The organism is Tessaracoccus defluvii (genome assembly GCF_014489575.1).
GTDB lineage: Bacteria > Actinomycetota > Actinomycetes > Propionibacteriales > Propionibacteriaceae > Arachnia > Arachnia defluvii.
On record NZ_CP060789.1, the window covers coordinates 2,670,375 to 2,693,129 of the forward strand.

Annotated in this window: 21 protein-coding genes, 2 tRNA genes and 1 pseudogene; 13 read left to right on the plus strand and 11 right to left on the minus strand. The window is 70.7% G+C overall.

Features of this window, described 5'->3' with window-relative positions; all coding sequences use genetic code 11:
• Positions 1–39: 39 nt before the first annotated feature.
• Both H9L22_RS12690 and H9L22_RS12695 read left to right on the plus strand, forming a co-directional pair.
• Complete coding sequence (locus H9L22_RS12690) at positions 40–1,530, plus strand: DNA-3-methyladenine glycosylase 2 family protein (protein ID WP_187720246.1); 1,491 nt, start codon at positions 40–42, stop codon at positions 1,528–1,530.
• The gene (locus tag H9L22_RS12695) at positions 1,527–2,003 is read left to right on the plus strand and encodes a methylated-DNA--[protein]-cysteine S-methyltransferase (protein WP_187720247.1); all 477 of its coding nucleotides are present in this window, start codon (positions 1,527–1,529) and stop codon (positions 2,001–2,003) included. Before H9L22_RS12690 ends, H9L22_RS12695 begins: the two co-directional genes overlap by 4 nt.
• A gap of 29 nt (positions 2,004–2,032) precedes the next feature.
• Here the strand turns inward: H9L22_RS12695 and H9L22_RS12700 are convergent, their stop codons facing one another.
• Together H9L22_RS12700 and H9L22_RS12705 are read right to left on the minus strand one after the other, a co-directional pair.
• Positions 2,033–2,410 carry an ACT domain-containing protein gene (locus H9L22_RS12700; RefSeq protein WP_187720248.1) on the minus strand — a complete coding sequence of 126 codons (378 nt, stop codon included), beginning with the start codon at positions 2,408–2,410 and terminating at the stop codon, positions 2,033–2,035.
• A 70-nt stretch (positions 2,411–2,480) separates the two neighbouring features.
• A tRNA-Ser gene (locus H9L22_RS12705) sits at positions 2,481–2,574 on the minus strand.
• A gap of 79 nt (positions 2,575–2,653) precedes the next feature.
• Between H9L22_RS12705 and H9L22_RS12710 the strand changes: the two genes are divergently transcribed.
• Positions 2,654–4,591, plus strand: a complete 1,938-nt coding sequence (locus H9L22_RS12710) for an LCP family glycopolymer transferase (protein WP_187720249.1) — start codon at positions 2,654–2,656, stop codon at positions 4,589–4,591.
• A gap of 3 nt (positions 4,592–4,594) precedes the next feature.
• Here H9L22_RS12710 and H9L22_RS12715 read toward each other — a convergent pair whose 3' ends face one another.
• Positions 4,595–4,942 carry a hypothetical protein gene (locus tag H9L22_RS12715; RefSeq protein WP_187720250.1) on the minus strand — a complete coding sequence of 116 codons (348 nt, stop codon included), beginning with the start codon at positions 4,940–4,942 and terminating at the stop codon, positions 4,595–4,597.
• A gap of 174 nt (positions 4,943–5,116) precedes the next feature.
• Between H9L22_RS12715 and H9L22_RS12720 the strand changes: the two genes are divergently transcribed.
• A tRNA-Ser gene (locus tag H9L22_RS12720) sits at positions 5,117–5,204 on the plus strand.
• A gap of 120 nt (positions 5,205–5,324) precedes the next feature.
• Positions 5,325–6,146 carry a pseudouridine synthase gene (locus H9L22_RS12725; RefSeq protein ID WP_226966318.1) on the plus strand — a complete coding sequence of 274 codons (822 nt, stop codon included), beginning with the start codon at positions 5,325–5,327 and terminating at the stop codon, positions 6,144–6,146.
• Here H9L22_RS12725 and H9L22_RS20505 read toward each other — a convergent pair.
• A complete protein-coding gene (locus H9L22_RS20505; RefSeq protein ID WP_226966319.1) occupies positions 6,143–6,388 on the minus strand; it encodes a cell wall-binding repeat-containing protein in 246 nt (81 codons plus the stop codon). The two genes, H9L22_RS12725 and H9L22_RS20505, sit on opposite strands and share 4 nt — an antisense overlap.
• Complete coding sequence (locus H9L22_RS12730; RefSeq protein WP_187720252.1) at positions 6,277–7,947, minus strand: cell wall-binding repeat-containing protein; 1,671 nt, start codon at positions 7,945–7,947, stop codon at positions 6,277–6,279. Before H9L22_RS12730 ends, H9L22_RS20505 begins: the two co-directional genes overlap by 112 nt.
• A gap of 58 nt (positions 7,948–8,005) precedes the next feature.
• Here H9L22_RS12730 and H9L22_RS12735 point away from each other — a divergent pair, with 58 nt between their 5' ends.
• The gene (locus tag H9L22_RS12735; protein ID WP_187720253.1) at positions 8,006–8,977 is read left to right on the plus strand and encodes an NAD(P)H-quinone oxidoreductase; all 972 of its coding nucleotides are present in this window, start codon (positions 8,006–8,008) and stop codon (positions 8,975–8,977) included.
• A 25-nt stretch (positions 8,978–9,002) separates the two neighbouring features.
• On the opposite strand, the gene H9L22_RS12740 is transcribed toward H9L22_RS12735, so the two are convergent.
• Positions 9,003–10,259, minus strand: coding sequence for a glycosyltransferase family 4 protein (locus H9L22_RS12740; protein WP_187720254.1), 1,257 nt, complete (start codon positions 10,257–10,259; stop codon positions 9,003–9,005).
• A 113-nt stretch (positions 10,260–10,372) separates the two neighbouring features.
• On the opposite strand from H9L22_RS12740, the gene H9L22_RS12745 reads away from it, so the two are divergent.
• A complete protein-coding gene (locus H9L22_RS12745) occupies positions 10,373–11,569 on the plus strand; it encodes a type III PLP-dependent enzyme domain-containing protein (RefSeq protein WP_226965846.1) in 1,197 nt (398 codons plus the stop codon).
• Positions 11,566–12,546, plus strand: a complete 981-nt coding sequence (locus H9L22_RS12750) for an ATP-grasp domain-containing protein (RefSeq protein WP_226965847.1) — start codon at positions 11,566–11,568, stop codon at positions 12,544–12,546. Before H9L22_RS12745 ends, H9L22_RS12750 begins: the two co-directional genes overlap by 4 nt.
• Before the next feature lie 4 nt (positions 12,547–12,550).
• Here H9L22_RS12750 and H9L22_RS12755 read toward each other — a convergent pair whose 3' ends face one another.
• Positions 12,551–13,174, minus strand: a complete 624-nt coding sequence (locus H9L22_RS12755) for a sugar transferase (RefSeq protein ID WP_187720256.1) — start codon at positions 13,172–13,174, stop codon at positions 12,551–12,553.
• Positions 13,171–14,319 (minus strand): DegT/DnrJ/EryC1/StrS family aminotransferase, encoded by a 1,149-nt coding sequence (locus tag H9L22_RS12760; protein ID WP_226965848.1) that lies wholly within the window; start codon positions 14,317–14,319, stop codon positions 13,171–13,173. The genes H9L22_RS12755 and H9L22_RS12760 overlap by 4 nt, the downstream gene beginning before the upstream one ends.
• A gap of 125 nt (positions 14,320–14,444) precedes the next feature.
• Here H9L22_RS12760 and H9L22_RS12765 point away from each other — a divergent pair, with 125 nt between their 5' ends.
• The 5 genes and pseudogenes from H9L22_RS12765 (at position 14,445) to H9L22_RS12785 (ending at position 18,636) form a co-directional block, all read left to right on the plus strand.
• Entirely contained in the window at positions 14,445–15,050 is a 606-nt protein-coding gene (locus H9L22_RS12765; RefSeq protein WP_187720257.1) for an acyltransferase, read from the plus strand.
• Complete coding sequence (locus H9L22_RS12770; protein ID WP_187720258.1) at positions 15,047–16,138, plus strand: DegT/DnrJ/EryC1/StrS family aminotransferase; 1,092 nt, start codon at positions 15,047–15,049, stop codon at positions 16,136–16,138. The genes H9L22_RS12765 and H9L22_RS12770 overlap by 4 nt, the downstream gene beginning before the upstream one ends.
• A pseudogene (locus tag H9L22_RS12775) lies at positions 16,138–17,126 on the plus strand (Gfo/Idh/MocA family protein). Before H9L22_RS12770 ends, H9L22_RS12775 begins: the two are co-directional and overlap by 1 nt.
• Entirely contained in the window at positions 17,123–17,710 is a 588-nt protein-coding gene (locus tag H9L22_RS12780; protein WP_187720259.1) for a hypothetical protein, read from the plus strand. Before H9L22_RS12775 ends, H9L22_RS12780 begins: the two are co-directional and overlap by 4 nt.
• Entirely contained in the window at positions 17,674–18,636 is a 963-nt protein-coding gene (locus H9L22_RS12785; protein WP_187720260.1) for a DUF6056 family protein, read from the plus strand. The genes H9L22_RS12780 and H9L22_RS12785 overlap by 37 nt, the downstream gene beginning before the upstream one ends.
• Positions 18,637–18,712: 76 nt before the next feature.
• On the opposite strand, the gene H9L22_RS19025 is transcribed toward H9L22_RS12785, so the two are convergent.
• The 3 genes from H9L22_RS19025 to H9L22_RS12800 all read right to left on the minus strand — a co-directional run bounded on the left by H9L22_RS19025 (position 18,713) and on the right by H9L22_RS12800 (position 22,752).
• Positions 18,713–20,080: a L,D-transpeptidase gene (locus H9L22_RS19025; protein ID WP_226965849.1), complete on the minus strand. Its 1,368-nt coding sequence runs from the start codon at positions 20,078–20,080 to the stop codon at positions 18,713–18,715.
• Between the two features lie 312 nt (positions 20,081–20,392).
• Positions 20,393–21,451 carry a non-hydrolyzing UDP-N-acetylglucosamine 2-epimerase gene (wecB, locus tag H9L22_RS12795; RefSeq protein ID WP_187720261.1) on the minus strand — a complete coding sequence of 353 codons (1,059 nt, stop codon included), beginning with the start codon at positions 21,449–21,451 and terminating at the stop codon, positions 20,393–20,395.
• Positions 21,452–21,453: 2 nt separating this feature from the next.
• The gene (locus H9L22_RS12800) at positions 21,454–22,752 is read right to left on the minus strand and encodes a nucleotide sugar dehydrogenase (RefSeq protein ID WP_187720262.1); all 1,299 of its coding nucleotides are present in this window, start codon (positions 22,750–22,752) and stop codon (positions 21,454–21,456) included.
• Positions 22,753–22,755: the final 3 nt, after the last annotated feature.

Below are 22,755 nucleotides of genomic sequence, written 5' to 3' on the forward strand. Positions count from 1 at the left end.
CTGCCAGATCGACGGCCATCCCTGCGCCATGCTAGAGGCATGTACACCGACCGCGACGCCTGCCTCCGGGCCATCCGGGCCAAGGATGCGCGCTTCGACGGCCGCTTCTACACCGGGGTGCTGACCACCGGCATCTACTGCCGCCCCTCCTGCCCCGCCCGCACCCCGCTCCCCGCCAACGTGCAGTTCTTCCCGACGGCCGCGGCCGCCCAGCAGGCGGGATTCCGGGCCTGCAAGCGCTGCCTGCCGGGCGCCACCCCCGGCTCCCCCGACTGGGACGTCCGCGGCGACGCCCTCTCCCGCGCCGTCCGCCTCATCGACGACGGCGTCGTCGACCGCGACGGGGTCCCCGGCCTGGCCGCGAGGCTCGGCTACTCGATCCGGCAGCTCCAGCGGCTGCTGGCCGACGGCGCCGGCGCGGGCCCGCTCGCCCTGGCGCGGGCACGCCGCGCCCAGACCGCCCGCACGCTGCTCGAGGCGACCTCCCTGCCCCACGCCGACATCGCCTTCGCCGCAGGCTTCAGCAGTGTCCGTTCCTTCAACGCGACGATGCGCGAGGTCTACGCCGCCACCCCCACCGAGCTGCGTGGCCGCGGTCCCGGGCGACACTGCCGCCCCGGCGGGTCGGGGCTCACGTTCGTCGACCTGGACCTGGCCGTCCGCCGTCCCTTCTGCCCCTGCAACGTGTTCGGCCACCTCATCGCCACCGCGATCGACGGCGTCGAGGTCTTCCGCGATGGCGTCTACCACCGCACGCTGCGGCTGCCCGTCGGGTTCGCCGTCGTGTCGCTGGCCCCGGGCGCGGCAGGGGTCTCCGCCCGCCTCGGGCTGAGCGACCTGGGCCAGCTGCCGACGGCGGTGGCCCGGATCCGCCGGCTGCTCGACCTGGACGCTGATCCCGTCGCGATCGACTCGTTCCTCGGCGACGACCCGCGCCTGGCCCCGCTGGTGGCCGCCCATCCCGGCCGCCGCATCCCCCGCGGGGTCGACGGCGACGAGATCGCGCTACGCATCCTGCTCGGCCAGCAGGTCTCGACCGCGGCGGCCCGCACGCACGGCGCCCGCCTCGTCGCCGCGGTCGGGGAGCCTGTCGAGACGCCCCTCCCCGGGCTGACTCACCTGTTCCCCACCGCCGAGCGGGTGCTCGACGCCCCCGATGCCGTGTTCGCATTCCCGGCGGGGCGCCGCGACACGATCCGCCGTACGGCGCTGGCTCTGGCGGACGGCACCCTCGACCTCGGCGTCGGCGCCGACCGCGACGAGGCCCGCGCGAAGCTCCTGGCGATGCGAGGCATCGGTCCGTGGACGGTGGAGATGATCGCGATGCGGGGGCTCGGCGATCCCGACGCGTTCCCGGCCACCGACCTCGGCCTCGTCCGGGCCGCGGAACGCCTCGGCGTGCCGGACCTGGCCGCGACATCCGCCGCCTGGCGCCCCTGGCGGTCCTACGCCACCCAGCACCTGTGGGCCCTGACCCCGCACGCCGTCAACACCATCCCGGGCGTCCCGGGCTGTGAGGAGAGATCATGACCTGGTCCACCGTCGACTCCCCCATCGGGGAACTCACCGTCGTCGCCGAGGACGGCGCCCTCGTCGGCCTGTACATGACCGGCCACCGGCCGGCCCCGGACCCGGAGAGCTTCGGAGAGCGGGTCGACGACGCGCTCCCTGCCGCGACCGCGCAGCTGACCGAGTACTTCGCCGGGGAGCGGACCGCCTTCGACCTGCCACTCGCCCCGCGCGGCACGGCGTTCCAGCAGGCCGTGTGGGCCGCGCTCCGCGACATCCCCTACGGCGAGACCCGCTCGTACGGGGAACTCGCCGCCGCGCTCGGCAGGCCGGGGGCGTCGCGGGCCGTGGGGCTCGCCAACGGGCGCAACCCGATCAGCATCGTGGTGCCGTGCCACAGGGTCGTCGGCGCGGGAGGCAAGCTGACGGGCTATGCGGGCGGGATGGAGCGCAAGTCGTGGCTGCTGGCGCTGGAGCTGAGCGGCGGGGCCTGAGTCGTCGCCGTCGACGGCCGACCAGGCTGCTACCCGGCGAGGCGGCGGAGCAGGGACAGTGCGTCGTCGAGCCGGTCGACGGGCACGAGCAGGTGGTCGTGGAAGTAGCCGGCCAGCATGTTGCAGCTGATGCCGGCCTGTGCCAGCGTCGTCGACACGGCCGCCGTCAACCCCACGGCCTCGAGCGACGAGTGCACCTCGAGGGTGATCCAGCCGAAGACGGCGTCGTAGGCGAGACCCTCGGCGTCGGCGACGGCGCGAGGCAGCACGAGCGTCGTGCCCTCGGACTCCGTGATCCGGGCCACGGCGGGAAGGTCGCGGTCGGTGCAGACGAAGACGTAGTCACCGTCGCGCACGGCGGGGCTGAGCGACCGGAGCAGCAGGTCGAGGTCGGCGATGGCAGGCATGCCGCCATGCTAAGCGACTGGTCCGCGCATGAAAGAGCCCCCGGTCAGGGACCAGGGGCTCGATCACGACTGGCGGAGGTGGCGGGATTTGAACCCGCGATGGGGTTGAAGCCCCAAACCCGCTTAGCAGGCGGGCGCCATAGACCGTACTAGGCGACACCTCCAGTGCCGGACCAGACTAGCCGAGCAACCGGATCGGCGCCAAAACGCGAGCGGGTTAGACTTGACGGGCAGGAGGCCCACATGACAGAAGCCCCGCGGCCGCGCCGCGCCTTCAACCCGGACGATGACGTACCGTCGCGGGAGCCGATGTCATCCCCCGCGGACGATCCGGAGGCGACGGTCGAGAGGCCCGATCTGGGGCTGGGGTCGCCGGGCTGGTTCCGCGCCCGTTCGACGAGCTCAGGACCCGACCCTTCGACAGGCTCAGGACCCGGAGGGTCCCTGAGGAGCCCGAGGGACGAGGGCGTCTCGAAGGGGACCGACGGGACCGACGGGACCGAAGAGGGCGTCTCGAAGGGGACCACTGGCCCCGTCGACGGGACCGATCACGTCGTCGCCGCAGCCGCCCTCTCCCTCTTCCGTGACCCGCCCGCCCCCGGCGCCGGCGGCGCGCACGCCCAGCCCGCCTCCCTCGCCGAGTCCCAGCGCCGCGCCCACCTCCGCACCTCACTCGGCCTGACCGCCGCCTCGACGGTGCTCCCCGGCGTCGGCCTGCTCGGCGCCAAGCCCATCGGGCTCAAGCTCCTCGGCGCCCTCACCTCGCTCGCCACCCTCGGCGGCCTCGGCTACCTCGCCTACCGGGCCCTCACCGATCCGAACATCCTCGGCGCCGTCGCGAACCCCGCCTACCTGCCGGTCATCAGCGGGGCCGCGATCGCGATCGGCCTCGTCTGGGTCCTCCTGATCCTGGTGACCCACCTCGCCACCCGCCCCCAGGGGCTCAGCGGCGGCAAGCGCCTCGTCAGCGCCATGCTGGTGACGAGCCTGACGTTCCTCGTCGCCGCGCCGACCGCCGTCGGCGCCCGCTACGCCAGCGATGCCTCGGCGGCGCTGAACACCGCCATGAAGAAGCGCGAGGACATCACGGCCAACGGCCAGGTCACGCTCGCGCCGCCGGAGGTCGCCGTCGACCCGTGGCAGGACGTGCCCCGCCTGAACATCCTGTTGCTCGGCGCCGACGGCAACAAGGGCCGCGAGCAGATGGTGGCCCAGTACGGCATCCGGACCGACACCATCATGGTCGCGTCCATCAACACGGCGACCGGCGACACCATCCTGATCCAGATCCCCCGCAACGTCCCGACGACGCCGTTCCCCGAGGGCAGCGAGATGGACAAGGAGTTCCCGCGCGGATTCCGCGGTGAACCCGCCGCCGACTGGATGGTCAACGGCATCTGGGCCGAGGTGGAACTCAACCGCCCCCACGTGCTCGAGGGCAAGACCTTCCGAGGCGCAGAGGCCCTCAAGCAGGGCATCCAGGGCATCACGGGCCTGGAGATCAACTACTTCCTCATGCTCGACACCGACGGCCTCTCGGAACTCGTCGACGCCATGGGCGGCGTCACCGTCAACATCAACGAGCGGATCCCGATCGGCGGCAACACCGACAAGAAGATCCCGCCGTCGGGTTGGCTGGAGGTCGAGAAGGACGCGCACCTGGACGGCGTCGACGCCCTCTGGTTCGCCCGCGGCCGCTACGGCAGCGACGACTACCACCGGATGGCCCGCCAGTCGTGTCTCGTCGACGCCATCATCAAGCAGGCGAACCCGACGAACCTGCTGAGCCGGTTCGAGGCGATCGCCTACGCCGGGGCGAAGATGATCCAGACGGACATCCCGCAGGAGGACCTGTCGGCGATGATCACCCTGGCGCTGCGGGTCAAGGACGCCTCGACCACCCGTGTCGTGTTCACGCCCGGCCTCAACGGCTACAGCTCGTCGAACCCGGACTACGACGCCATGCACGCGGCGGTCGCCGCCGCCGTGGACGCGTCCGACAACCCGGTCTCCCCGGCCCCGGCCACCAGCGCCCCGGCGGCGACGGGATCAGCCACCTCGACGGCGACGTCGTCGTCGGCAGACCCGTCGGCCCCCGTCACCAACGAGGCGGGTGTCGCCGAGGGCAACCAGGATGTCGCGAACGCGTGCGCCTGGCGGGGTGACACCGAGGAGGAGTAGTCCTCAGTCGCGGAAGCGGGCGGCGTCGAGCCGGCCCCGCACGTCGGCGATGACGTCGTCAATCTGCGAGTTCTGCGCGATCGGGAAGACGAGGTTCGTGCGGCGGTCATCGTGATGGTGGATGGTCAGCCGTTCACGTTCCTTCGTGGCCGTCACCCGGGTCACCTCGCGCCACGCACCCTCCAGGCGGGTCCCGTTGCCGGTGACCGCGTAGCCGTCCTCCCTCAGCGTCAGGCGCAGCGTCGCCTGCCGCATGACGTAGAGGGCCAGCGCCGTCAGTGCGAGCCCGGCCACCAGCAGCACCCCACCGATGACGGCGAACGCGACGTGCCAACCGGACGACAGCGACACCACGAGTAGAAGTGCCCCAGGAGAGCCGCGACCGCCGCGACCGCGAAGGCCCGCACGGGCGGCGGGGGCTGGATGAGGTACGACGTAGCTGCCATGACGGCAGCCTACCGGCGCCCCGCTGCGGCGTGGTGGCTGCGGTCGGCGTCGGCGGAGGCGCTAGAGTTGCCCCCGACTGGCGAGGTCGCATAGTGGACTAGTGCAGCCGCCTTGAAAGCGGCCGAGGGGCAACTCTCCGTGGGTTCGAATCCCACCCTCGCCGCCACCGGACCCGGAGGGGAGACAGATGCCGCCCCGCTCGCCACTGCCGCCCCGTCACGGGCTGCAGGCCGCCTGGGTCCGCACACCTGACCGGGACCCGGCCGACCCGCTGCCCTGGCCCACGATGCGCGACTGGCTCGTCCACAAGCTCGCGCCCTCGCCCGAGGATGTCGACGCCATGCTGGCCGCCGGCGCCTTCGTCGACGACGCCGGTCTCCCGTGGACCGGCAGCGAGCCGTACCGGCCGCACACGTTCGTCTGGTTCCACCGGACCCTGCGGGACGAGCCGGAAGTCCCCGGCGAGCTGACCGTCCTGTACCGCGACGACCGCATCGTCGTCGTCGACAAACCGCACTTCCTGTCGACGATCCCCCGCGGCAGGCACATCGTGCAGAGCGTCGTCGTCAAGGCCAGGACGATGCTCGACCTGCCCGAACTCTCCGCCGCGCACCGGCTCGACCGGGCCACCGCCGGCGTCGTGCTGCTGACCACCGAGAAACGGTGGCGGGCGCCGTACCAGGGCCTCTTCGCCGACCGCAGGGTCACGAAACGCTACGAGGCCATCGCCCCCTTCGACCCCGCATGCGTGTTCCCGCTGCGCGTCGAGTCGCACCTGACGAAGCGGGTCGGCACGCTGCAGGCGGAGACGCTGGACCTGCCGCCGAACGCGTTCACCGACATCGACATCCTGGAGGTCCGGGGGCGCTGGGCCCGCTACGACGTCGTGCCGTTGACCGGAAAGACGCACCAGATCCGGGCCCACTTCAACTCGCTGGGCCTTCCCCTCCACGGGGATCAGCTGTACCCCGAGGTGCTCGACGAACCCGTCGACGACTTCGGGACCCCGCTGGGGCTGCTGGCGCGGTCGCTGACCTTCGACGATCCCGTCGACGGGACGCGGAGCACCTTCACCTCCCGGCGGGTGCTCCGCATGCCGGAGGACTAGGAAGCGCAGTCCGCGACAGCCTGGAGCGTCGACTCGGGAACGACCCCGACACCGCCCAGCGCGACCACGCGCCGCGGCTTGGTCTGCTTCACGTACGCGCAGACCTCCGGGGTCGGCCCGGCGGGCTTGGTCAGCAGGATCGGACCATCGGTGACGGTGCCGCCGGCGATGGCATCGACGAAGCTGTCCCCGTTGGCGACATAGACGGAGGTGGCCCCGGACGGGAAGGCCCGCTTGGCGATCTCGACGGCCGTCTCGTACCGGGTGGCGCCGAACAGCTTCCCTTCGAGGGATGGCCGACCGCGGCGCCGCCCAGCGCGAACACCGAACCGGCGCCGAGTCCCTTGAGCCGCTGGATCTCGGCACGGACCTCCGGCGATACGCCGGAGCGGGGATTGACCAGGAGGACGGGGCCGTCGGTGAGCACGCCGCCGACCACGCCGTCGGGACCGCCGTTCCCGTCCGGGCCGAAGCCGTCGGTCAGGTAGACGCTCCTGGGCGACGAACCAGCGGGGAACGCGTACCGGGAGACGGCGATCGAGGTGTCCGCGCGGCTGTCGCCGGCGAGGCGCGTATACGCCCTGCCCCCGGAGTAGTAGGTCGCGACGGCGTCGGAGACGGCCCCGGTTCCACCCACGACGACGATCTCGGGGTTGCCCAGCCGCTGGATCTCCGCGCGGACCTCGACGGCGGCCGAGCGCGGGTTGGTGAGCAGGATCGGCCCGTTGGTCAGGATGCCGGCGACCTGGGCGTCCGCGGCGATGTCGGCCCGGGCGATGTAGACCTTCTTGGCGGTGGCGGCGCTCCACTGCTCCTGGGAGATCATCAGCGAGGTGTCGACCCGGTCCTGGCCGCCCCAGCGGAGGGTCACGGGGGCCTCGTCACGGATGAGCGCCTCCGGGAAGTAGCCCTTCATGACCGTGTAGAACAGCCTGTTGCTGCTGATCCACGGGGTGTAGGTGTACAGGGAAGCCGTGGCCATCGACTTCGGCACGAACGCCTCGGCGCCGGCATCGAGAGGCTTGGCCGGAGGGCCACCGAGGTAGGCCCTGATGAACGGGTAAGTCGTCCAGGTCTGGTAGGCGTAGAGCCGGTCAGCGGCGAAGTAGAGCTGCTTCTCGAACCCGGCGAACTTCTCACTGCAGGTGCCGCCGTCGGGGCAGCCCATGCCCATCATCTTGTTCCACTGCGCGGGCGTCTTCGCCTGCGCTACACCCGACGACTCCTTCTGGATCGTCGTCAGGAGCACCTTGGGACTGATGCCACACGCCTTCGCCACCATGTCGATGGCCGTCCAGGACCTCGTCCCCGCCGGGAAGTCGACGGGCTTGCAGCCGACGCTCCGGTCACTGCGGAGGCTGGTCACGGGCAGCACCAGATCCTTGAGGCACGTCTTGTCCGCCGTGGTCGTGCAGGCGGCGCCCTTGGCCTGGATGAACTGCTGGATCTGGGTCGCGTTCAGCGCGTCGGCGCGGTAGAACTCGTAGTCGGTCATGACGAAGGTGTGGTCGAACGGCGGCGCCGTCACGACCGCGCTCGCCCTGGCCATGGCCCCTGGCCCGTCCTCGATCCCCGCGAGCACCTCTGCGGGGTCCGTCAGGAACTCGGCACTGGGTCGCTCCTCATCGAGCAGGAGCTCTCCGCTGAGGTCCGCCGGCTCCGGCGTCTCGTCCGCGTAGGCGGGGCCCGCCACCAGGCCCAGCGAGACCACGAGCGCGGCGGCGATCCCGCACCGACCGAGCTTTCCCGGCATTGACACCACGGCGATGTACCTCTTCCTGCCGGACACACGACCAGCCACGGCCGCATTCTACGTAGTGATGTGCCATCCGTCTCGACCGACCGGTAGCTTGGGTGCCATGCGTGCAGTTCTCGTCGATTCCCCTGGTGGCCCGGAGTCCATGCGTGTCGGCGAGGTCGACACCCCCACCCCCGGCCCTGGCGAGGTGCTGGTCAAGACGGTGGCCTCCGGCGTGAACCGGGCCGATGTCCTGCAACGCCAGGGCCACTACCCGCCGCCCCGCGGCACCACCGACATCATCGGCCTCGAGGCCTCAGGCGTCGTGGCGGCCGTCGGCGACGGCGTCGACCAGTGGCGCGAAGGCGACGAGGTCGTCGCCCTGCTCGCCGGCGGCGGCTACGCCGAGTACTTCGTGGCGCCGGCCGGGCAGCTGATCGCCCCGCCCTCCTCCGTCGACCTGGTCACCGCGGGCGGACTGCTGGAGGTCGCGGCCACCGTCGTGTCCAACCTGGACGTGGCCGGCCTGGCCGCAGGCGAGGTGTTCCTCGTCCATGGCGGCGCGGGCGGCATCGGCACCTTCGCCATCCAGTACGCCAAGGCGCTCGGGGCGACCGTCATCACGACGGCGGGCACCGCCGAGAAGGTGCGGCACTGCCTCGACCACGGCGCCGACCACGCCATCGACTACCACGACGACTGGCCCGCGGCCGTCGCTGAGGCCACCGGCGGAAAGGGCGCCGACGTCATTCTCGACATCATGGGCGCCAAGTACCTCGAGGCCAACGTGAAGTCGCTGGCCCGCCGGGGCCGGATGGTCGTCATCGGGCTGCAGGGTGGCGTCAAGGGCACCCTGAACCTCGGCCTGCTGCTGGCCAAGCAGGGCACGATCACCGCGACGTCGCTGCGGTTCCGCCCCGCGGCCGAGAAGGCGGCGATCTGTTCCCGGGTGGCGGAGACCGTGTGGCCGCTCATCGACGCGGGCACCATCGCGGTGAGCCCCGAGACCCGGTTCCCGTTCGCCGAGGTGCAGGCGGCCCACACCCACCTCGTGGGCGGCGACAACGTCGGAAAGATCGTCCTGGTGCACTGACCCCGGGCCGGGGCCGGGCAGCCGTTCAGCGCCTGCGGCCTCCCCGTCGCAGCAGCGCGACGGCGCCGAGCGCGGCGCCCGCGACGGCTCCGATCTTCAGCCAGCTGCGCCTGCGGGGCATGGCCGCGGCCGCCTCGAGCGTCTCCTGCAGCGACGCGGCCGCACTTGTCCGCGAGAACCGGTCGAGCAGCGCCACGGCATTGTCGGCCCACGCCTGCCTGGTCGCCTCGTCGGCGTCGCGGACGCGCGTGATGCCCTCGACCAGCTCCTCGGGCCCGACCATCGCGCCCACCTCGCCGTCCGCCGCGACGCGACGCAGCGGGTGAGCCGCGTTCGACACGACCGGCAGCCCGGCTGCGAGGTAGTCGAACAGCTTGTTGGGGCTCATGCCCTTGTCGAGCACCTTCAGCGGCGCGATGACGTGCAGGCCGACGTCACAGGCCCGCAGCAGCCGTGGCAGCTCGGCCTTGGGGATGGGGTCGCGGAACTCGACGTTGCCCAGGCCACGGCGGCCCGCCTCGTCGATCGCCCACTGCTTCTCCGAGCCGGATCCGATCATGAGGAAGTTGACGTCCGGCAGCGCCTCCGCGGCATCCAGCGTCAGGTCGACCCGGTTGGCGGGGCCGTGCGCGCCGGCGTAGACGGCGGTGTAGCCGGAGATGCCGTACTCGCGGCGGAGCGTGTCGCGGTCGTCGGAGACGACGAAGTCGGCGGCCTCGGTACCGTTGGAGATGGCGACGACCCGCGACCGGTCGACGCCGAACGCCTCGAAGTGGTCCTCCCAGCCGGGGGTCACGACGACGATCCGGTCGGCGCCGCGGTACAGCGTGCCCTCCAGACCCATCAGGATCCGGTGCACGAGCGATCCCTCCCGCAGATGCCCCATCGCGACGATGCTCTCGGGCCAGAGGTCACGGACCTCCATCACGAACGAGGCGCCCTTGAGCCGCGCCACCAGCAGCGCCGCCGCCGCGGCGAGCAGCTGCGGGGACGACCCGTAGACCACGTCGGCAGGCTTGGTCAGCGACGCCACCGTCGCCTCGGCGGCGAAGACGCCCCAGCCCAGCATCCGCATGACGCCGTTGCCGGAGTACGTCGGGATCGGCACGAGCACGAAGCGCGGATCGCTGGTCGTGTACGGCTTCTGCGTGTAGTGACTCACGTTGCTGGCGACGAAGGTCGTCTCCCAGCCCTGCAGCCGATCGAACAGATCAACGTGTCGCGTGCCGCCGCCCTGGTCTCGGGGCTGGGCGTAGTGCTCGATCACGATGGCCTTCGACATGGACCTACCTCCCACGGGTTGACCCGGACAGTCTAGGCCCCCGCGCCGCGACCCCCGGGCACGCTCCGGTCCAGGCACTAGACTCCCGGGTGATCAGTTACCAAGGAGTCCGAGTGAGCGAGACCATCGTCACCCCCGCGTTCGTCGTCGACGAGCCGGCGCTGCGCAGGCAGGTGGAGTCGTTCACCGACGCGATGGCCGACGTCTGGCCCGGCGGCATCGTCAGCTACTCCGTCAAGACCAACTCGCTGCCCTGGGTCGTCGCCTGGATGGAGCCGGCGGGCGTCTGGGCCGAGGTCGTCTCTGACGACGAGTACGAGCTGGCCACCGCGCTCGGACACACCCCGGAGCGGATCGTCTTCAACGGCCCCGTGAAGTCCCGCGCCGCGCTGGCCCGCGCCATCGACGGGGGATCCCTGATCAATCTCGACTCACAGCGCGAGTTGCGCTGGGCCACCGAACTGGCGGCCGAGCGTCCCGCGGGCTCCGTCAAGGTGGGGGTCCGGGTCAACTGGAACGTCGACGCGGAGTGCCCCGGCGCGACGGCGAGCGGACCGGACGGGCTGCGCTTCGGCTTCCACGTCGAGGGCGGAGACCTCACCGAGGCCCTGCAGTACCTCGCTGCAGGGGGCGTCGAGGTGGTCGGCCTGCACCTGCACGTCACCAGCCTGAGCCGCGGCATCGACGTGTACCGCTCGGCGGCCCGCACGGCCGTCGGCGTGATCCGTGACCACGCGCTGCGCCTCGACTACCTCGACATCGGCGGCGGTTTCTTCGGCGGCGACAACCCGGATTTCCCCACGCCCACGCAGTATCTGACGGCGATCCGCGACGTCCTCGTCGACGCGGTCGATCCCGCTGTCACCCGTCTGATCATCGAGCCGGGGGCCGCGCTCATCGCCGTCCCCGTCGACTTCCACACCAGCGTCATCGACGCCAAGCAGGTCCAGGACCACGTCATCGTCGTCACCGACGGTTCGCGCACCAACCTCGACACGTTCTTCCGCAAGACGGGCTACGCACACGACCTGATCACCGCCGGGGAGCCGACCGCGACGCCGCAGGTGATCTCGGGCTTCACCTGCCTCGACAACGACCGGCTGATGACCCTGGTCGACGCGCCGCGGCTGCGCGAGGGGGATCAGGTCATCTACCTCCGGGTCGGGTCGTACACGATGGCCTTCAACCCGCTGTTCATCAACTATCTGCCCGCCGTCTACGCCCGCCGCGACGACGGCCGCCTGCAGCTGGTCCGGCGCCGCTGGACGGCGGCGGACTACCTGGCCGGAAACGATTGGAGCCTCTCGTGAACGTCCTCATCCTCAGCGCAGGAAGCCGCGGCAAGCTCGTTTCCTACTTCCAGCGGGCCCTGGCCGGCCGCGGCAACGTCGTCACCACCGACAGCAGCGAGCTCGCCCCGACGCTCTACCTGGCCGACCGGCACTACGTCGTCCCCAGGATCACGGACCCGGACTACCTGCCGACCATCCTCGACATCTGCCGCCGCGAGTCGATCGACACCTGCCTGTCGCTCATCGACCCTGAACTGGCGCTGCTCGCCGACCATGCCGACGAGTTCCGGGCCGTCGGCGTGACCCCGATGATCTCCCCCGCCGAGGCCGTCCACCGCGGCTTCAACAAGTGGGACATGTACCGCTTCTGCGTCGACAACGGCATCCCCACGCCGCGGACGTGGGCCGATGCGGCCACGCTCCGGGCCGACCTCGAGGCCGGCGTCGTCGCTCTGCCGCTGTTCGCCAAGCCCGCGACGGGCTCCGCCTCCGCGAACATCCGCACCGTCACCGACGCGGCCGAACTGGCCGAGGCGTGGGCGCTGGCTCCCGACATGATCGTCCAGGAGCTGATGACGGGCGAGGCGATCGACGTCGACGTCTACATCGACCTCATCACCGGCGAGGTCATCTCGCTCTTCGCCAAGAAGAAGCTGCGGATGCGGGCGGGAACGGCCGACAAGTCCGTCTCCTTCAAGGACCCGGCGCTCGACCGCTTCGTGATCGACTTCTGCCGGGTCGCCGGCTTCCGGGGCGCCATCGACATCGACCTCTTCGTCACCGACGACGGCTACTCGCTCCTGGAGGTCAACCCCCGGTTCGGCGGCGTCTACCCGCACGCCTATGAGTGCGGCGTCGACTTCCCCTCGATGCTGCTGCGCAACGTGGCCGGCGAGGCGAACGAGCCGAACATCGGCGCCTACGAGGAGGACTGGGCGATGCTCGCCTACGAGGAGGTCGTGATGACCCGCATCGAAGGCCTGTCGCGGAACTGACCCGTCAGGGGCGGACCTGCTCGTCGGGCGCGCCCTCGAAGTCGGTCATGGTCGCCTGACCCTCCTCCGAGATCCCCTCCCGCCGCAGCACCACCGCGACGGAGTCGAACAGGATCCGCAGGTCGAGCGCCAGGGAGCGGTGCTCGACGTAGTAGGCGTCCCAGGCCAGCCGGGTCCCCCACGAGACGGTGTTGCGCCCCTTGACCTGCGCGAGGCCGGTCACGCCGGGGCGCACGTCGTGGCGGGTGGCCTGCCGGGGCGTGTACAGGGGGAGGTACTCGGGGAGCAGGGGCCGCGGTCCCACGATGCTCATGTCCCCCTTGAGGACGTTGAGCAGGCTCGGCAGTTCGTCGAGGCTCGTCGCGCGGAGGAGGGCGCCCAGCCGGGTCATCCGCTCGTCGTCGGTGATGTGGGTCTCGTCCTCCACGAGCATCGTGCGGAACTTGACCATCTCGAAGACGCGACCGCCGCGGCCGGGCCTGGCCTGCCGGAACAACACCGGCGACCCCATCCGCAGCCGCACGGCGAGCGCGACGACCAGTTGGATCGGCAGGGTGACGATCAGCAGCGTCCAGGCGACGACGAGGTCGATGGCGCGCTTGACCGGGTCGTAGGGGCGCCTCCTCACGCCGCGGCCCTGAAGAAGTCGCCGACGGTGTCGAGCACCCTCGCGACCTCCTCATCCGTGAGCACCGACCCGCTGGGCAGGCTGACGCCCTGCTCGAAGAAACGGTCAGAGGTACCGTCGACGTACGAGTCGAGGTGCTGGAACACCGGCTGCGCGTGCATCGGCTTCCAGAGCGGCCGGCTCTCCATGTTGTGCCCGCTGAGGTGCGCGATCAGCTGGTCCCTCGTGACGCCGGCGACCGCGGGGTCGATCAGGATCGAGGTCAGCCAGAAGTTGTCGTGATCGACGCCGCCGTCGGCACCGTCGGGCTGCGCGAAGAACGTCACGCCCGGCACGTCCGCCAGGAGCGCCTTGTAGGCGAGCCGCAGCTGGCGGCGCCGCTCCATCATGGCGGGCAGGCGTTCCAACTGCGCGCGACCGAGGGCGGCCAGCAGGTTGGAGAGACGGTAGTTGTAGCCGATGTCCTTGTGTTCGTAGTGGAGCACGGGGAGGCGCGCCTGGGTGGCCAGATACCGGACGTGCTGCGCGAAGTCTCCGTCGTCGGTCAGTAGCGCGCCGCCGCCCGACGTCGTCATGATCTTGTTTCCGTTGAACGAGACGGCTGCCGCCTCCCCGAAGGAGGCCGACGGTCGGCCGCTGTGGACCGCGCCGAACGACTCCGCGGCGTCGCTGAGGATGCGCAGCCCGCTGGCCTCGGCGAGTTCGGCGATGGCCTCGTGGTTGACGACGTGGCCCAGCAGGTCGACGGGGACGATGGCGCGCAGGTCCGCGCCCTTCGCCCGCTGATCCTCGATCGCGCGCGCCAGGAGCTCGATGGAGATGGCCCCCTCGGCGTCGGCGTCGATCAGCACGGGCGTGGCGCCGGTGTATGTGATGGCGTTGGTGGTGGCTGCGAAGGTGAAGCTCGACGTCAGCACCACGGAGCCCGGCCCGATGCCCATCGTCAGCAGGGCGAGGTGCAGCGCGGCGGTACCGGAGGAGAGGGCGACGGCATGCTCACGGCCCGCGTACGCGGCGAGCTCTGCCTCGAACGCGTCCACCTCCGGCCCGAGGGGCGCGATCCAGCCGGTGGCCATGGCCCGCTGGAGCGCAGCGGACTCCGCCGCCGTCACATCGGGCGAGGAGAGGTTGATTCGAGCGTTCACGACCGCAACTCTACCTGCCGCGCAGGTTCGGTCCCTTCGGCTCGCGCGGCACCAAGCCACGCCCTGCCGCGCCTGGCAAGGCACCCGTATTAGACTGACGCACGATCCAAGCTAGGAGTGACTACATGGCAGAGGCCAGAATTCTCCCATCCGCCGACCTCGACGACGGAGTCACCATCGGTGACGGCTCCTCCGTCTGGCACCTCGCCCAGGTGCGCGGAGGCGCGGAGATCGGAGAGAACGTCATCGTCGGCCGCGGCGCGTACATCGGAAGCGGTGTGCACGTCGGCGACAACTGCAAGATCCAGAACTACGCGCTGGTCTACGAACCGGCCTACCTGGAGAACGGGGTCTTCATCGGCCCCGCCGCCGTTCTGACCAACGACACGTTCCCCCGCGCCATCAACCCTGACGGCACCAGCAAGAGCGCCCACGACTGGGAGCCCGTCGGCGTCACGCTGCGCGAGGGCTGCTCCGTCGGGGCCCGCGCCGTCTGTGTCGCCCCCGTCACCATCGGCCGCTGGGCCACCGTCGCCGCCGGGTCGGTCGTCACCAAGGACGTGCCCGACTTCGCACTCGTGGCCGGCGTCCCTGCCCGGCGCATCAAGTGGGTGGGCCGCTCGGGCTTCCCGCTGGAGCAGACCGGCGACCTTACTTTCATCGATCCCCACACGGGGGACACGTTCGTGCAAGAGGGCGAGACCCTTTCACTCACCGAGGAAGCGAAATGACAGAATCCTTCATCCCGCCGGCCAAGCCGATCATCGGCGACGAGGAGCGAGAGGCCGTCGACCGCGTGCTGCGCTCGGGCATGATCGCCCAGGGCCCGGAGGTCGCCGCGTTCGAGACCGAGTTCTCGGAGCACTTCGGCCTCGGCCGCGCCTGTGTCGCCGTCAACTCCGGCACGTCGGGCCTGCACCTCGGCCTGCTCGCGAGCGGCGTGAAGGCCGGCGATGAGGTCATCGTCCCGAGCTTCACCTTCGCCGCGACGGCGAACTCCGTCGCGCTGACCGGCGCCACCCCCGTCTTCGCGGACATCGCCCTCGACGACTTCACGCTCGACCCGGCCTCCGTCGAGGCCGCGATCACGGACAAGACGGTCGCCATCATGCCCGTCCACCTGTACGGCCACCCGGCCAAGATGGACCAGCTCCGCGCGATCGCCGACAAGCACGGCATCCAGCTCTTCGAGGACGCCGCGCAGGCCCACGGCGCCTCGCTCAACGGCACCCCGGTCGGCGCCTTCGGCACGTTCGGGATGTTCTCGCTGTACCCCACCAAGAACATGACGTCGGGCGAGGGTGGCATGGTGTCCGCCGCCGACGAGCACATCGAGCGCAACCTGCGGCTCTACCGCAACCAGGGCATGCTGCAGCAGTACCACAACGAGGTCGTCGGCCTGAACAACCGCATGACCGACATCCACGCGGCCATCGGCCGTGTGCAGCTGACGAAGGTCGGCGCCTGGACCAAGCAGCGTCAGGACAACGCCGCGTTCCTGTCGAGCAACCTCGAGGGCGTCGTCGTCCCCCAGGTCGCCGAGGGCGCCGTGCACGTATACCACCAGTACACGGTCCGCGTCGCCGAGGACCGCGACGGTCTCTCGAAGGCGCTGAAGGAGGAGTACAACATCGGCTCCGGCATGTTCTACCCGGTTCCGAACCACCGCCTGAAGCCGTTCCAGCGCGACGTGCACCTGGCGAACACCGAGCAGGCGGCCCTCGAGTGCCTGTCGCTGCCCGTCCACCCCTCGCTCAGCCAGGGCGACCTCGAACGCATCGTGACGGCCGTCAACGCCCTCACGAAGGCCGGTGCATGATGGCGAACCTGCGCGCGGGCCTCATCGGCCTCGGAATGATGGGCCGTCACCACGCCCGTAACCTCCGCGCGATCGACGGCGTCGACCTCGTCGCCGTCGCCGACGCCCTGGGGATCCTCACGGCGTCGCCGGCCCGCTGGACGTTCTGCCCAACGTGGACGCGCTGATCGAGGCCGGCATCGACTACGCCGTCGTCGCTCTCCCCACGGAGTACCACGAGGAGGCGGGGCTGAAGCTTGCCGCTGCGGGCATCCACGCCCTGATCGAGAAGCCGCTGGCCAAGACGACGGAGGCCGCCCGCGCCCTCGCCACCGCCTTCGAGGCGGCAGGTGTGATCGGCGCGGTCGGCCACATCGAGCGGTACAACCCCGCGCTGCAGAGCCTGCGCGCGCGCCTCGAGGCGGGTGACCTGGGCGACCTGTACCAGATCTCCACCCGCCGTCAGGGCCCGTTCCCGAACCGCATCGCCGACGTCGGCGTGGTCAAGGACCTCGCCAGCCACGACATCGATCTGACGGCCTGGGTGACCCAGCGTCAGTACGAGTGGGTCGGCGCCCGCACCATGTACAAGTCCGGCCGCGAGCACGAGGACATGGTGTCGGCCACCTGCACCCTGTCCGGGTCGCTGATGAGCAACCACCTGGTCAACTGGCTGACGCCGACCAAGGAGCGCCTCACGATCGTCACCGGCGAGAAGGGCATGTTCGTCGCGGACACCCTGACGGCCGACCTGACGTTCTACGCGAACGGCCAGAGCCTGCACGTGTGGGACGACCTGGCACAGTTCCAGGGCGTCACCGAGGGCGACGTGACGAAGTTCGCGATCGCCAAGCCGGAGCCGCTGCGCGTCGAGCACGAGAACTTCCGTGACGCCGTCCTGGGCAAGGACAACGACATCGTCACCCTCGAGCAGGGCGCCCGCGTCGTCGAGGTCTGCGAAGCCATGATCACCTCCGCCCAGACGAACGAGTTCGTCCGCATCCGGTGACACTGACCCCCACGCCGGCACGGCGCAGGATCGGCATCGCGTCCGTTCTTCTTGCGAGCCTGCTGGCGTGGGGGCTTCTGCACCGCCACTGGTTTCTGTCGGGCGATGACTACCTGTTCATCGCCGACCCCTCCTCGTCCGGGGGCAGGTTCAGCGCTGCCTACTGGTGGGCCTCGCTGGCCGACGACTGGGGCAACCGGAATGGCCGCCTCGCCGACGGGGTGCTGAGACTCGTCCTGCGGCCCGGGCCGTGGTTCTACCCGCTCTTCGCCCCCGTCATGCTGACCGCCGTGGGCACCGCACTGGCGCTGCTGCTGCGCACTGCCGCCGGCCTGCGCAGGATGCCGGTGTGGCTGCTCGCCGCCGGCCTGAGCGTGGTGCCGATGATCTGCTGGCTGGTGCCCGCACTGACCGGCGACGTCATCCTGTGGACCGCGGCCGCCATCAACTACACGCTCCCGCTCGGCATGCTTGCCGGCTCGCTGGCTCTCCTCCTCACGCTGCTGGGGGTCGTGACCTTCCCTGGTGGGCGGTCGGGCTCGGCGCGGTGCTCGTCGTCCTCACCGATGCGCTGCAGGAGGTGACCTCCAGCGCCATGTTCCTGGCGGCGCTGGCCGTCGTCGTCGCACTCGCGGGCCGCCTCGGAGCGAAGCTCTGGACCCTGGTCGGTGCCGCCGCGGCCGCCTTCGCGGTCCACATGTCGGCGGGAGGGCTGTGGAACCGGTCCAGCCTCGTGGTGGACAACAGCGGCGACGGCTTCCTGCTGGCGACGCTGCGCGGCATGGCCACCTCCGTGCCCGGCCTCTGGACCCGGGCCTGGCCCGTCTGGCTGGTCCTCATCGCGGCCCTCGCCCTGCACGGGCTGCAGCCGGGGACCGAGAGGCCCGTTCGTCGCGCGCTGTTGACCGGCTCCGGCACGATGCTGGCGCTCGCCCTCGTCTGCGGCGCCTACCGCAACCGGTACGCCACCCTGGAGATCGCCGCACTGCGATGGGTGCTGCTCGTCGATGTCGTGACGGTGATCGCCTTCCTCGCCGTCGGGTTCGCCCTGCTGAAGGCCTCGAAGTCGCTCGGTCATGGCCCGCTGCTCGTCTGGGTCGCCTTCGTCGGGTCGGGCCTGTTCCCCTTCGCCAGCGGCTCGCTGAGCCGGACCCAGTTCGTCCCTCTGGCGCTGCTGACGCTTGCCGCCCTCACGCTGGCCGTCCCCTGGCTGTCGCGGAGGTCCTCCACCGAGGCCTCGGCCCTCGTCGCGCTCGCCCTGGTCACCCCGGCGCTGCTGTGGTTCGATCTGGCCCGGGTCGGGGCTGCGCAGAACCGCCACTTCGTCGACACTCGCATCGTCGCCCCGTTGGAGGCGGCGGCCGCCACCGGCGCCCTCGAGGTCCAGATCCCCGAACTCCTGCCGCACCCGTCCATGGCGTATTCGCGGGCCTTCTATCTGGAACGCTACGAGCAGGCCATCGCGGACTACTACGGTCTCGCCGACGGCGCGAGGATCGTCAACCCGTAGGCGGGCCGTCCGCTGAAAGAGCCGGGGGCGGCGACCGATCGGTCGCCGCCCCCGGCTCTTTCGCCTGTGCGATGCGTCAGTAGACGATCACCTTGTCGCCCACCCGGGCCAGGTCGAACAGCTTGCCCGTCATCTCGTAGTCGCGCGTGTTCACGCAACCGGCCGAGGTTCCGGCCCAGCCGAACTCGTAGAAGGACCGGGAGTAGTGGACCGCGCGGCCACCGTCGAAGAACAGCGAGAACGGCATGGCGGAGCCGTAGATGCTCGAGACGTGGTTGCGGGACTTCCAGGTGACCTTGAACGAGCCGTTGCGGGTCGGCAGCTTGGAGGAGCCGAAGCGGGCGTCGAGCACGAACTGGATCTGGCCGTTGACCACCCACGACAGCTTGTTCTGCGCCTTGGAGATGCAGATGACGCGGCCGGTCTTGCAGCGGGCGTCGAGTGTCATCGTCGGCGGCACGTAGACCGTCGCCGTAAGCGGCACCGCAGCGGTCTGCCACCCGTCAGAGGTGCGGGTGTCAGGGTTGTGGCCGCTGCTGGCGGCGAACTTGAACTGCGCGGCGCTGCCGATCGGCATGACCACGCGGTAGAAGCCATCGGCCGCGGCCCTAGTCGTGGCGAAGACGCGCCAGTTCCTGAAGGGGGCGGCATCCCACCAGATGGTCACGGGCATACCCGGCGTGGTGCGGCCGGTGAAGACATAGTTGTGGCCGACGTAGAACCCCGACGGCGAGGAGGTGACCCCCAGGACGCCCGGGATGGTGCCCGGCAGGACCGCGTTCACGTAGCTCGGGTTCGTCTGCCAGGCACCGGGAGCCCCGGCGTCAGGCTGGCTCCCCGTGGTCGCCGTGAAGCGGAACCTACCCGTGCTTCCGAGGGGAACCACGATGCGGAAGTCGCCCGTGGCGTCGGCGGTGGTGGTCCCGAAAACGCGCCACCCGCCGTAGGGCTGCACATCCCAGAAGACGGTGACCTTGCTCCGCGGGGTCGCGGTGCCGGTGAAGACATAGTGCGAGCCGACGGCGAAACCGGTCGGAGACGAGGTCACCCGGAGGACGCTGGAGGAGCCGGCGTTGGCGTAGGCCACCTCGGAGGTCCAGCCGTCGGCGTCCGGCACGTTGCCCCCAGTCGCGACGAAGCGGAAGGCTGCGACGCTGCCGATGTACCGATCGAGGCTCCACGCGCCGTCGGCGTCGGCCGTCGTCGTTCCGAAGACCCGCCAGCCACCGGACGGCTGGGCGTCCCACCACACCGTCACATCAGTGCCGGGGTCAGCGGTTCCCGTGAAGTGGTACGTCCCCCGCAGAGGGAACCCTGCCGGCGACGAGCCGAGCTCCATGGTTCCCGAGCCAGCGACAGCGACGGCGGCCGGCGCCACCGGGACCTGCTCGACGGCAGGAGGAGCGGCCTCGGCCTCGGGCGTCTCCACGGCGGGTGTCTCCACGGTGGGTGTCTCAGTAGCGGGAGTCTCTGTGGCGGGAGTCTCCGTGACCGAGGGGGGCCGCTCGGCGACTCCGTCCCCGGCTCAGAAGGCTCCGTCGCGGGTGGCGCCGATGGCGAGGCTGCACTCGGCGGTGTCGTCTCGTCAGCGATACCTGCCAGCGGCATCATGGTCAAGGCCAGGCCGAGGGCGATCGCTGCCCTCCACGAGCGTGTGCTCATACAGTTCCTCCCGAGCGTATGCGGCGGGCCTTACAGCCTCACGCAGGCCCATCATGGCACGACACGCGGACTCTTCGCCCAACCACCCGGGGAGTCAGGCTCTCCGCCCCAGCAGTGCGGCCGTCGCGGCACTGGCTGCGTGGCCGTCGCCATAGGGGGTTCCGCGGTCCTGCGAGGGCCGCGGACGCACAGCGAGTTCGGCCACCCTGGCGGCCTCCGGGTCGAGGATGTTCCAGCCGTTCTCCAGCGTCTCGACCCACTCTGTCTCGGTCCGGACGGTCAGGCAGGGGGTCTCCAGCAGGAAGGCCTCCTTCTGCAGGCCACCCGAGTCGGTGACGACGCCGGCGGCGGCCGCGAGGGCCCCGACCAGCACCGGGTACGGCAGCGGTTCGACGGTGCGGATGTTCCCCTGCTCGAGGCTGAGCCCCGAGGCTGCGGCCTTCGCGGCGAGTCGCGGGTGCACGGGAAGGATGACGGGCACCGGCACGCCGGCCAGTGCCTCGACGATGGTGCGCAGCCGGGCGGGATCGTCCGTGTTCTCCGCGCGGTGGATGGTGGCCAGGACGAACGGCTCGCCGTCCGCCACAGGAACCTCGAGGGGCCGGCCCGCCACCGCATCGCGCACCTGGAGACACACGTCCACCATCACGTCGCCGACGACGACGGAGCGGTCGGCGAGTCCTTCCGCCGCGAGATGCCGCAGGGCGACCTCGGTCGGGGCGAGGCACAGGTCGGCCGCGTGATCGGTGAGCACCCGGTTGTGTTCCTCGGGCATGGCCCGGTTGAACGAGCGGAGGCCTGCCTCCAGGTGGGCCAGCGGAATGTGCAGCTTCACCGCGGCGAGGGCCGCGGCCACCGTGGAGTTGGTGTCGCCGTACACGAGGACCCAGTCCGGGCGGATCTCGTCGAACACCGGATCGAGCTGGGCCAGCATGGCGCCCGTCTGGGCCCCGTGGGAGCCGGAGCCGACGCCCAGGTGGATGTCGGGATCCGGGATGCCGAGATCGGTGAAGAAGGCGTCCGACATGTTGATGTCATAGTGCTGCCCCGTGTGCACGATGACGTGCTCGACGCCGGCAGCCGCGAGCGCCTTCGCCATGGGGGCGAGCTTGACGAACTGGGGCCGGGCCCCGACGACCGAGAGGACCTTCACCGTCAGAACCCCTTGCCGACGACGAGCCGCGTGACGCCGGCCCAGTTGGCGGGTCGGGTGGCGTTGCGTCCGTCGACCAGCACCGCGATCCCGGGCAGGTCCGCCGGCGTCAGCTCGACGTACTCCGGGTGGTCGGCCTGGAGGATCGCCGCGTCCACGCCCTCGCCGAGGTGGTACGGCGTGAACCCGTACGCCGCGAGCTCCTCGTCGGTGAACATCGGGTCGTGCACGAGGACCTCGGCCCCGCGGGCCTTCAGGGCGTCGACGGCGGTGAAGACGCCGGAGAACGCCGTCTCCTTGACCCGGCCGCGGTACGAGGCGCCGAGCACGACGACGCGGCGACCCGCGAGCGAGCCGTCGAGGGCCGACTCCACGAGCGACACGGTGTAGTCGGGCATCTGCATGTTGGCCTCGCGGGCGGTGCGGACGATCGTGGCGTCCGGATCGGTCCACAGGTACAGGCGGGGGTAGACGGGGATGCAGTGGCCGCCGACGGCGATGCCGGGCCGGTGGATGTGGCTGAAGGGCTGCGAGTTGCAGGCGTCGATCACCTTGTAGATGTCGATCCCGTTGCCAGCCGCGAACCGGCCGAACTGGTTCGCGAGGCCGATGTTGACGTCGCGGTACGTGGTCTCGGCCAGCTTGGCCATCTCGGCCGCCTCCGCTGTACCCATGTCCCACACGCCGTTGGGCTGGTCAAGGTCGGGCCGGTCATCGAAGTCCAGCACCTGCTCGTAGAACGTGACGCCCGCGGCGGTGCCGGCGTCGCTGAGGCCGCCGACCAGCTTGGGGTACTTGCGCAGGTCCTCGAAGACGCGGCCCGTGAGGACACGCTCCGGGGAGAAGATCAGGTGGAAGTCGGTGCCCTCGACCAGTCCGGAGACCTCCTCGAGCATCGGCTTCCAGCGGTTGCGGGTGGTGCCGACGGGCAGCGTGGTCTCGTAGGAGACCAGGGTGCCGGGGGTCAGGTGCTCCGCGAGCGAGCGGGTCGCCGCCTCCATCCAGCCGAAGTCCGGCTCCCACGTCTCATCGTTGACGAACAGGGGGACGACAAGGACGACGGCGTCAGCGCCCGGAATGGCCTCGGCGTAGTCAGTGGTGGCGCGCAGCCGTCCGGCGGGCACGAGCTCGCTCAGCTTGTCCTGGAGGTACGCCTCTCCCGGGAAGGGTTCCACGGCTTCGTTGATGAGGTCGACGACGCGCTGCTGGACGTCCACCCCGACCACGTCGTGCCCCTTCGATGCGAACTGCACGGCAAGGGGCAGCCCGATCTTTCCCATCGCGACGACGGCGATCTTCATGTA